This is a genomic window from Pseudoalteromonas sp. SWN166 (genome assembly GCF_015864485.1).
Taxonomy (GTDB): Bacteria; Pseudomonadota; Gammaproteobacteria; order Enterobacterales; family Alteromonadaceae; genus Pseudoalteromonas.
Window position 1 is genome coordinate 1 of record NZ_JADYXB010000083.1, and the last position, 1,441, is coordinate 1,441.

Annotated in this window: 2 protein-coding genes; both read left to right on the forward strand. The window is 62.3% G+C overall.

What is annotated here, in order from left to right:
• Window positions 1–424: HNH endonuclease (locus I6F49_RS20145; protein WP_231615162.1), on the forward strand; the 424-nt coding region annotated here is incomplete at its 5' end.
• A gap of 69 nt (window positions 425–493) precedes the next feature.
• On the forward strand, window positions 494–1,441 hold a 948-nt coding region (locus I6F49_RS20150; RefSeq protein ID WP_197181744.1), incomplete at its 3' end, for a DUF2800 domain-containing protein.

Consider the following 1,441-nt stretch of genomic DNA (forward strand, 5'->3'; position numbering starts at 1 on the left):
GTCGTATCCTGTGTGCGGAAAAATACTTCGGTGCCGCCCCGATGCCGACGGCTATCGGCTCGTTACGATCTACGCCGGAGATTCCGTTGCGCACATGAAAGTGCACCGCCTCGTTGCTGCCGCTTTTCTTGGCGATAGCCAAGAAGCGACTGTGAATCACAAGAACGGAATTCGTCACGACAACGCGCTCGGCAACCTGGAGTGGATGACACATCTGGAAAACTTGGAGCACGCTCGTACTGTCCTCGGCACTCGGTCAGGCCAAAAGAACCCCATCGTTGGAACCCACGCGGTTACCGGCGACAAGATTGGTTTCTTGACGGTGGTGGCAGCTTGGCGCGCAGGCTTCAATCGCACCCGCATGCATTTAGCGTTGCGCGATGCTAGTCGTGTCTATCAAGGCTATAAGTGGGAGTACGCATGACATACCATGCCCGTCTTTCTCCGTCGAGCGCCGCAAGATGGACGAGCTGCANTATAAGTGGGAGTACGCATGACATACCATGCCCGTCTTTCTCCGTCGAGCGCCGCAAGATGGACGAGCTGCACCGCGTCCGTGGGTGCCCAGGAGGGTGTCCCGAACGAGGGCAACGAGGCCGCGCGCCGGGGGACCGCCTGCCACCAGATGCTCGAAGAGATGCTGTTGGACCCGAGCATCGACCCGCAGAGCTATCTGGGGCGAAATCTGGTGTTCTTGGAAGGCCGCGAAGTCTGGGTGAACCCGGGTTGCGCGGGGCCGCTCTCGAAAGAGATCGTAACCATCGACCAAGAGCTGATCGACATCTCGACCACGGCTGTGAACTACGTGCGTGAGCGCGCAGCCCTCACCGGCGCCGAGATGCTTGTGGAGCGCGCCGTCCCCATCGGTCAGTTCACCGGCGAGGAAGGTGCCACCGGCCGCACGGACGTGACCTTGATCTACGGCACCACGGTGGAGGTCATCGACCTCAAGGGCGGCCGTGGCCGCGTGGATGCCTACGACGTGATCGTGCCTGCCACCACGGACATGATCACCGGCAAGCCCGTACCCGAAGTGGTGCGCGCCAACCTGCAGATGGCAGGCTATGCGCTGGGGACCATTGAGGAACTTGGCCTGCTCTACGACATCCGCGACGTGGTGATGACCATTGTGCAGCCTGCCATCGGCCACCTCAGCACCTACTCTTGCTCGATTGACGAGCTGCGTGAGGTCGAAGCGTTCCTGCGGCAGAAGGCCGAAGAGACGCGCACCAACCCGCAGTACGTGCCGTCGGCCGACGCATGCCACTTCTGCCGCGCCTCCGGCAATTGCAAGGCGCAGACGGAGATGGTGGTGAACCTCGCGCTCGAAGGCTTCGACACCGACGAGCCCAAGGTGCGCACCCCCGCCGAGATCGAGCTGGGCGAAGCCTACCGCCTCGTGCCGCTGGTCTCCACCTGGCTGAAGGCGGTGGGCGAGCGC